Consider the following 9,796-nt stretch of genomic DNA (forward strand, 5'->3'; position numbering starts at 1 on the left):
CGTTGGTCAGGTAAAACAAGGAACTGCGATCCTGTAGGTGATGTTTACATTAACAAACCCTCAGAAGAAGAAGCAAAACTAGCTGCATAATCACAGTCAATCATTGCAACTATCTTGACAGCGACCGCATGAGTATGAGTAAAAAAGAGTTACATAAAGATTTAAGTAAGGCTGTCGAATTTGACCAGAGTCAGACATTTAAAAATATTTATGAAGCTGAATTTGGTACTCCAGGTGGGGAACCTTACGGCGCTTTAGTAGGTGATTATGAATTTTCAAATCATCCTGTCGACATTGAAACATTATCATTGATGTCAAATGTTGCTGCTGCTGGATTTTGCCCCTTTATTTCGGCATCTGATCCGTCATTATTTGGTTTTGAAGATTGGTCTGAGTTAACTAAACCACGTGATTTAGAAAAAGTATTTGAATCATTAGAATACACAAAATGGAATGCGTTTCGTGATAGTGATGATTCTCGCTTTGTGACATTAACAATGCCAAGAGTATTAGCACGCTTGCCTTATGGTGAAGCAACAAAACCAGTTGAAGAATTTAGCTATGAAGAATTTACCCTTGATGAACGAGGTATGCGCTCAACAACAACAGCCTCCTCAGACTACTGCTGGATGAACGCTGCATATCCGATGGCTACGAATATGGCGAAAGCATTTGCCTCGTACGGATTTTGTACCGCTATTCGAGGTGCAGAAGGTGGGGGTAAAGTTGAAGGTTTACCAACACATATATTCACCAGTGATGATGGCGATCCAGATCTAAAATGCCCGACGGAAATAGGTATTACAGATCGTCGTGAAGCCGAGCTAAGCAAATTAGGTTTCTTACCCTTATGCCACTACAAAAACACGGATTATGCGGTCTTTTTTGGTGGGCAAACTTGTCAACAATCAAAAGTTTATGATAACCCTGATGCGACTGCAAACGCTGCAATTTCTGCTCGCTTACCCTATATGATGGCAACATCTCGGTTTGCTCATTACTTAAAAGTAATGGCTCGTGACAAGATCGGTTCTTTTATGGAAGCTGAAGATGTTGAATCTTGGCTGAACCGTTGGATCCTTTCTTACGTTAATGCGGCTGAAGGCGGTGGTCAAGATATACGTGCAAAATATCCGCTAGCGGATGCCAAAGTACAAGTCAAAGAAATCCCTGGCCAACCGGGTTCTTATAATGCAGTTGCTTGGTTAAAACCTTGGTTACAAATGGAAGAGTTAACTTCATCTTTGCGACTAGTTGCCAAAATTCCATCTATTGGTTAATACAAAGGTAAGCGCTTGTAACTTAAGCGTTTAGCGCCATTTTAGATGCGGTTTCGGAGGTGTCTTCTCTGTGTTTGACGTATTGAATTAAAACAATCGTTTTATCAATTTCATACATCGAATAAGACTATCTTCGGAATTGCTGGTCAAAAATGTCAGGTAGATTGGTTTATATATAAAACGGATATTAAATTGACGGTGTTAAGCAATGTTTCATTTATAGAGAGTAATTCAGAATTTGTTCAAGACAAATGTGCTAAATCCTCTATATATTTAGCTAAAAAATCACTGAGTAATCGGTCGGTTATACGTCGTTTTTTAAGGGAACGAAATGATGCTAAATCCATTTTGTTATGGATTGAGCATTCCTCATTCTCGCTTAATGAAATCAATAAAAAGAACTTACTGTCCTTATTGTTAAAAACAGTCAGTGAATTAGATTTGATGATTGAAAAACAGATCAACATAATTTTACACCATAATCAATTTCAAGCATTAGAAGCCAGTTGGCGAGGATTGTTGTATTTAATTGATCAAAAAGAATTACAAGATAAAGAAGAAAAAATAAAAATAAAAGTCTTGGATTGTAGCTGGCAAACGCTATGTAAAGATTTCGATAAATCAATTGAATTTGACCAAAGTGAATTTTATAAGCTTATCTATAGCAACGAATATGATATGTCTGGTGGTGAACCTTTTGGAGTGATTATTGGTGATTATCAAATTTCACATAAACATAAAAAAGGTTTTAGTAGCAATGATATCGACACATTAAAAGATGTTGCCCGGGTAGCATCTGCTTCTTTTGCCCCTTTTATTACTTCAGCACACCCTTCGTTATTTGCTGTTGATGATTTTTCAGAGCTGGGATCCTATATAAATTGGTCAAAGAATTTTGACCAACCTGAATATGTAAAATGGCGATCTTTGCGTGATATGGATGAGTCTAGATTTCTAGGAATTACATTACCTAATATCTTGATGCGTGCACCTTATAAAGCAGATGGTTCAAGAAGTGAAGCATTTAAATTTAAAGAGATTATCAAAAATCCTCAAGTAGATCAGTTATGGGGAAATGCGGCTTATGCCTTTTCTGGTGTATTGCTGCGAGCATTCGTTGAATCAGGTTGGTTTGGTCAAATTAGAGGCATGCAACCAGGTTATAGAAAAAAAGGTCTAGTTTGTGATCTACCAGTCTCACAATTTGAAACCGATAAATATCAAAAAAGTTGTAAACCATCTGTGAATTTACAAGTGGGAGACCGAGCTGAAAAAATATTAGCAGATAATGGTTTTATCCCAATTTCACCAATAGTGGGCTGTGAACACTTAGTGTTTTTTAGTAATGCATCAGTACAAAACCCAGGAGGATTTGACTCTTTAGAGGCGACTGTTAATGCGAAATTATCTTCAATGTTGCAGTACACTTTTTGTGTTTCAAGGTTTGCGCATTACTTGAAATTATTAGGAAGAGAGAAATTAGGCACTTATAGCTCAGCAGAACTCTGTGAACGTGAATTGCAGAAATGGTTGCATCAGTATACTGCGGGGGGGGATTCTTCTTCAGAAGAAATAAGAAGTAAATACCCATTATATAGCGCGCAAGTAAAGATAAAAGAGATGGTTGGTAAGCCGGGCTGTTATTACTCAGTTATGCAATTACAGCCACACTTTCAAATGGATCAAATGGTTTCAAGCATAAAATTGGTTACTGAATTAACACCTCAACAATAATGGAATGGAAATGAAAAAAATTAAAGAAATGTTACAAATGGGAAAACTAACAGAAGCTATTCAATGGTTAGAAAGCGAACTAAAAGAAGATCCCCTTAATATTGACTTTCGTAGTACGTTAATTGAGTTGTTGTGTGTTAAAGGCGAGTTAGATCGCGCTGATAAACAATTAAATATTATGGTGCAAAAACATCCTGAATTTTTAATCGGGGCTACGAACTTACGTCAATTAATCCGTGCGGAGCAAGCAAGAAAAGATTTTTCCAATGGGATTTCTGTTCCTGAATTGTTTAGCGGTACAAATGAACACAGTGAAGCCTTAATTCAACTCAATGTTGAACTTCATAATGGTGATCGGGATTCAATTCGTGCAAGTGCCGAGAACCTTGAAAAAATTAGACCCGCACTGACCATGAAACTTGATAATTCAGCCGTGACAGAATTACGTGATCTTGATGACACCTTAGGTGGTTTTGTTGAAATTTTTGGTACAGACGGTAAGTTTTACCTCGCGGAGTTATCTGAAATTGAGGTTATCTCATTTAAACCACCAGTATCAATCATTGAGCAAGTTTGGCGTCGTGTTGATTTAAGCATTAAAGAGGGTCCTTCTGGCGAAGCGCATGTTCCGCTTGTTTATGTTCAAAGTGAAACGGATGCAGAAAAATTGGGTCGTGAAACCGATTGGAAAGAGATTTCTACCGATATGATGGTCGGTAAAGGGCAAAAAATGTGGTTGGTAGATGATAGCGCCGTCACTTTTTCGGAGTTCAAACGTCTTACATCAGATAACTATTAATAAGATCGGACTGAGCGAATGAAAGTTTCTAAGCAAACTAGAATCAATGCTTCACTGCTTGATAAATTGATAGATGATGCGCCAAATGAAAAGGCCTCAGAAGAACATTACCGAGGAATTAACCTTGCGCAGTTACGGCGTAATGTTGCCCGTGATATTGAAAATTTATTGAACGCAAAAGTGCAGTGGAGCACATGGCCTGAATGTTACACAGAGTTAAATGACTCATTAGTTAATTACGGATTATCTGATTTTTCTAGTGTTGCTATTGGCAGTTTGGAAGGGCGGAAAACGTTATGTGAAAAGGTTGCTGAGTCAATCAGACGTTTTGAACCTCGATTTATTGAGGTTGATGTAGAGACTGTCGATAATGAGCAGTGCCTTGATCGAATTTTAAAATTACGCATCAATGCACTTCTCTATGCCGATCCTGATCCGGAGTACATAAGTTTTGATTCGGAAGTTGAACCGGTTCATTTAAGTATGAAAGTGATGGAGTGCGCATAATGAATGATGAGTTGCTAAGATATTACAATAAAGAATTGGCTTTCATTCGCAATATGGGGGCTGAGTTTGCTGAAAATTATCCAAAATTAGCAGGCCGCTTAAAATTAAGCGAAGAGCATGTTGAGGATCCCCATGTATCGCGATTAATTGAAGCTTTTTCATTGCTTACCGCTCAGGTGAGACAAAAATTAGATGATAGTTTTCCTGAATTAACCGATGCATTGTTAGGACAATTATACCCCGATTATCAAGCTCCAATTCCATCAATGTCGGTGATCAAAATGGTTACCGAAAATGTATCCACTAGTGGGCTTGTATTACCGCGAGGCGCTAAGGTCGAAACTCAGGTTGAAGGAATTAAACCTTGTTATTTTCAAACCTGCTATGAGACAACGCTGTGGCCGTTGGAGATTACAGATGCTAAATTTCAAAACGCTCCATTCAGTGCCCCGCAACCTATTTGGCAGACACCTACAAAATCAATTATCAAATTAAGTTTTTGTACGGATTTTGAAGAAGTTAGTATGGCCAACCTTGCAGTCGATAACCTTCGTTTTTATTTACACGGACAACCACAGCAGTCATTTCTTCTCTATGAACTTTTGTCTGCTCATTGCATTGGCATGGCAATAAGTAGACCAGGAGATTTTACGGGAGCACAATATTTGGAATCGAGGCATATTAAAGCACTTGGTTTTGAAGAAGAACAACAAGTTGTACCTTATAGTAAACGCTCTTTTTCTGCTTATCGAACTCTCATTGAAAATTTTATATTTCCTGAAAAATTCATGTTTTTTGAATTAAATAAACTCAATACTAATTGGCCTAATATTGATAATAAGTTTGATCTTTATATTTATATCGACCAAATATCAGATGATCTTGAAAAACAGGTAACTTTAAATAACTTTTTAATGGGTTGCACACCGATAATTAATTTATTTAAGCAAGAACTAGAGCCTGTTCATATTGAAGCATCTCAGTATGAATATAAATTAGCTGCAAAATATATGGATGCAGATGTATCGGAAATCATCCAAATTCAAAACGTTGAAGCTTACGATCAAAAGCAAAATATGCTTAAGGTAACACCATTTTACGCGGAAACGCATCCCGCTTATACAGATCAAGATCGAATGTTCTGGCATGGCAGGCGAGAATCTTCAAGTTGGGCTGGCGGTAGTGCTGAAAATGGTTCTGAGTTATATCTTTCATTAGTTGATCACCAGTTTAAAGGCTTTAGTTGTACGGATGAATACAATACTTGGGTATTACGTATTTCCGCATTGTGTAGTAACCGTAATTTACCAATTCACCTTCCTTTTGGAAGTGATCAAGCCAAAATGTTGGTATCCGATCATGCCGATATCATTAAGCAAGTCAAATGTTTACTGGCACCAACCACCCCTGTTCGTGCAGCATTGGGTGATGCCACGCGTTGGCAACTGATTAGCCATTTATCATTAGATCACTTTAGTGGTGAGTCAGCCATTAAAACATTAAAAGATACATTAAAGTTATATGATTTTAAAAGCTCACCTGAAAATAAAACGCTAATAGAAAATATAGTCGGAATTAAACTACAAAGTGCGACAGCACGAGTAAATCAAAAAGGACGAATATGTTTTTGTAACGGAACTGAAATCGAATTAACTTTCGCCACTGATAATTTTGCGGGTAGTGGAGTATTTTTCTTCTCTGCTATTTTAGATTATTTCTTTTCGCAATTTGCATCTATCAATAGCTTTACTCGTTTAAGTATTAAATTTAATGGTCAGGACAATGTATACCATCAATGGCCAAGCCGTGCAGGAAGCATCGAATTGTTATGAGTGTCGCAACATTAATTGAAAGCCCTAGTGAATATGATTTTTATCAAGCTGTTTATACAATCGAGCGACAGTTAGCGGCGGGTAAGGAACAGCAAAGAAAAGTGGGCCATGACAGTCTTCCTAAAAATGAATTGATCCGCTTTAAATCAGATCAGCATTTAGGTTTTCCAGGGGCGTCTGTGAGTAAGGTTGTGCAACAGACTTCCTCGCAGCTTCTCTCGGTACTTGATATGCATGTTTCATTTATGGGGGTGACGGGAACAAATGGTGCTTTACCACAGCATTATACTGAGCTTGTTTTGGAACGTTTGAAGTATAAAGATACTGGCATGCGTGATTTTTTCGATCTGTTCAATCATCGCTTGTTATCGTTATATTATCGGGCTTGGGAAAAATATCGTTTTCCAATCGGTTTTGAAAATAACTGTGAAGATCATCTTGATGCCTTCTCAGGGGTATTAAATGAATTAACAGGCGTAACAAATAGTTTTGGTAAATATTACGCGGGAATTTTTAACCGTAAAGTACGGAATGTTGCAGGCCTAAAGCAAATGTTAAGTGATTTTACGGGCTGCGAAATTGACATTGAACAATTTCAGGGGAAGTGGCAATCGTTAGCAAAATCAGAGCAAACTCAATTAGGCCAACGTTCACGACCAGAAGGAAAATTTTCTTGTCTTGGGGTAGATGCGAGTATTGGACAGAAAGTCTGGGATATTAATTCAGCAATCAATATTGTCATTAAGCCTGAAGCGGATTGCAAAATTAATGACATTCTACACGGAGGTAGAACTTACCGAGGTATTAATAAAATCATTTCACAATACGTTGGAAAATCAATACAGCATAAGATTCAACTTAAAGTCTTAGTCGGACAAATTCCTGTCGCCAGTTTGTCTAAAAAAACGTTGCCTTTAGGAATGGGATGTGGACTTGCCAGTCGGAAATCAATCTTAAAAAATAATATCAGCATATTGTTATAACTCATCAATTAAATATAATTAAAGGACAAAAATATGTCAGCGATGACTTTAAATAAGTTAGTTGAAAAGCTAAACCCTGCATGCCGGGAAACACTCGAAAACGCAGCTTCTATCTGCCACAGTCGCAGTCAGTTTACTGTTGAGATTGAGCATTGGTTACAGGCAATGCTTGAAAAAGAAGTCGGTGATTTGCAACTTATTACAGCGAGTTTCGCATTTGACAAAGATCAATTACTTTCTGAATTACGGATGGGCTTAGAAAAATTAAAAACAGGTAATAGTGCGGCACCCAGCTTATCTCCTCATATTGTTAATTTATTACGCCAAACATGGTTAAACACAACGATTGAATTTAACGACTCACAAATTCGCTCTGCCTATATTATTTACACGTTGCTAAAAGATGATTCATTGTGTGCGCTTATTTCACGCTCTGCTAAGCAGTTGTTGAAAGTCGATCCTGCTCAATTATTGCATTCATGGACTCAGCTGGCTGCACAGTCAACGGAAACGGCAGGAACTGCTGCTATTTCGCCTGTTAGTACTGGTGGTGCAGGGATAAGTAAAACGCCAAGTTTGGATCAGTTTACTCAGGATTTAACTGCGCAAGCGAAAGCCAATAAATTAGATCCGATATTAGAACGAGATAATGAAATTCGTCAGATGATCGACATTTTAACTCGCCGTCGTCAAAACAACCCTATTTTAACAGGGGAAGCGGGCGTGGGTAAAACCGCTGTTGTTGAAGGCTTAGCATTACGCATCGCTCAAAAAGATGTACCTATGGCATTACAAAATGTCTCTATTCGTGTTTTAGATTTGGCTTTATTGCAGGCCGGAGCTGGCATGAAAGGTGAGTTTGAAAACCGCTTAAAAGCATTAATAGCTGAAGTTAAAGGATCGCCTAACCCCGTTATTCTTTTCATTGATGAGGCACATACTATGATCGGCAGTGGCGGGCAGGCGGGGCAAAACGATGCTGCAAACTTATTAAAACCTGCACTAGCTCGAGGTGAGTTACGCACTATCGCAGCAACGACTTGGGCTGAATATAAAAAATTCTTCGAAAAAGATGCCGCATTAGCACGCCGTTTTCAGGTTGTTAAAATTGAAGAGCCAAGTGAAGAAAGTGCAGTGATCATGATGCGCGGATTATTGCCTATTATGGCAAATCACCATAATGTCTTAATTTCTGATAAAGCGTTACAGTCCTCAGTTACATTATCAAGCCGTTATATTAATGGACGTCAACTACCCGATAAATCGGTGAGCTTATTAGATACCGCTTGTGCGCGTGTTGCAATGAGCCAAGCATCAACTCCCGGTGCAGTAGAGGCTTTACAGCGTAAAGAGCAGCAGCTTATTGTGCAAATTAAGCTATTAACCAATGAAGAAAAAACAGGTGTTTGTCATAAGAAGTTGCTACTTGAATTAAACAAAGAATTAAAGCAAACGCAAAAAGATCTCTTGCCGTTGATTGATCAATGGCAAAAAGAGATTGCTCTGGTTAAGCAGGTATCGCTCTTGGTTCATGCGTTACAACAGGACGAGGTACAGGAGCAAGCACAAAAACTTGTTGAATTGACAGAACTAAAGGATGAATTAGCTAAAAATAATAGCCCGATGGTGCACTGGCAGGTTGATGAACAGCTTGTAGCTGAAGTCATTTCCGACTGGACTGGGATCCCTGTTGGTAAAATGAAAAGCGACGAGATCAATAATATATTATCGTTAAAAGAGAGTATGAGTAAACGAATTATAGGCCAAGATCATGCACTTGATATTATGGCAAAAACGGTACAAACCTCACGAGCCCAATTAGGTGATGAAACACGGCCTATTGGCGTATTTTTATTAACAGGACCAAGTGGTGTCGGTAAAACAGAAACAGCGTTAGCATTAGCAGAACAAGTATATGGTAGTGATGAAAATGTCACTGTTATCAATATGTCGGAGTTTAAAGAAGAGCATAAAGTGTCAATGCTGGTTGGTGCTCCTCCAGGTTACGTCGGATATGGCGAAGGAGGCGTATTAACGGAAGCTGTTCGTCGTAAACCTTATAGTGTTATTTTATTAGATGAGATGGAAAAAGCACATCCAGGTGTACAGGATGTGTTTTATCAGGTATTTGATAAAGGCACGATCAAAGATGGAGAAGGTCGTGATATTGATTTTAAAAACACTATTATCATTATGACTTCTAATGTAGGTACTGATACAACAATGGATCTATTTGCAGATGAAGCCACAGCACCTTCAATTGCAGGTTTGCAGAAAGCATTGCAGAATGATCTATTAGATGCGTTTAAACCTGCATTCTTAGGCCGTATCAATGTTGTACCATTTGTACCACTTAATAATGAAATGTTAACCGAAATCACCAAGCTGCAACTTGCACGTATTGGTGTTCGCTTTCAAAAAAATTACCAAGCCAAGTTCACTCATAGCTCACAAGTAGTTGAAAAAATCGTGTCAATGTGTAATGACGCGGGATCCGGTGCGCGTAATATTCACAATATTTTACAAAAATCAATGTTACCCGATCTTTCCGTCAAAATACTAAAAAAATTGGCTGATGATAAAAAACCGAGCGCTGTAAAAGTGGATGTTAAAAAAGAAGAGTTTACTTATAAGTTGTAATAATTTCCTCTGTACTCGATC

General features: G+C 38.1%; 6 protein-coding genes and 1 pseudogene. All 7 read left to right on the forward strand.

What is annotated here, in order from left to right:
* Positions 1 to 128 precede the first annotated feature (128 nt).
* A pseudogene (tssC, locus tag KSO91_RS14170) lies at positions 129 to 1,280 on the forward strand (type VI secretion system contractile sheath large subunit); the annotation flags it as partial.
* Between the two features lie 198 nt (positions 1,281 to 1,478).
* Positions 1,479 to 3,014, forward strand: a complete 1,536-nt coding sequence (tssC, locus tag KSO91_RS14175) for a type VI secretion system contractile sheath large subunit (RefSeq protein ID WP_338049779.1) — start codon at positions 1,479 to 1,481, stop codon at positions 3,012 to 3,014.
* A 10-nt stretch (positions 3,015 to 3,024) separates the two neighbouring features.
* Positions 3,025 to 3,813: a type VI secretion system accessory protein TagJ gene (locus KSO91_RS14180; RefSeq protein ID WP_238743689.1), complete on the forward strand. Its 789-nt coding sequence runs from the start codon at positions 3,025 to 3,027 to the stop codon at positions 3,811 to 3,813.
* An 18-nt stretch (positions 3,814 to 3,831) separates the two neighbouring features.
* Positions 3,832 to 4,320: a type VI secretion system baseplate subunit TssE gene (tssE, locus tag KSO91_RS14185; protein ID WP_238743690.1), complete on the forward strand. Its 489-nt coding sequence runs from the start codon at positions 3,832 to 3,834 to the stop codon at positions 4,318 to 4,320.
* Positions 4,320 to 6,152 (forward strand): type VI secretion system baseplate subunit TssF, encoded by a 1,833-nt coding sequence (gene tssF / locus KSO91_RS14190; RefSeq protein WP_238743691.1) that lies wholly within the window; start codon positions 4,320 to 4,322, stop codon positions 6,150 to 6,152. Before tssE ends, tssF begins: the two co-directional genes overlap by 1 nt.
* Complete coding sequence (tssG, locus tag KSO91_RS14195; RefSeq protein ID WP_238743692.1) at positions 6,149 to 7,135, forward strand: type VI secretion system baseplate subunit TssG; 987 nt, start codon at positions 6,149 to 6,151, stop codon at positions 7,133 to 7,135. Before tssF ends, tssG begins: the two co-directional genes overlap by 4 nt.
* Positions 7,136 to 7,168: 33 nt before the next feature.
* Positions 7,169 to 9,775: a type VI secretion system ATPase TssH gene (gene tssH, locus KSO91_RS14200; protein WP_238743693.1), complete on the forward strand. Its 2,607-nt coding sequence runs from the start codon at positions 7,169 to 7,171 to the stop codon at positions 9,773 to 9,775.
* The last annotated feature ends 21 nt before the right edge of the window (positions 9,776 to 9,796 follow it).

This window comes from Psychromonas antarctica, from assembly GCF_022267535.1.
GTDB lineage: Bacteria > Pseudomonadota > Gammaproteobacteria > Enterobacterales > Psychromonadaceae > Psychromonas > Psychromonas antarctica.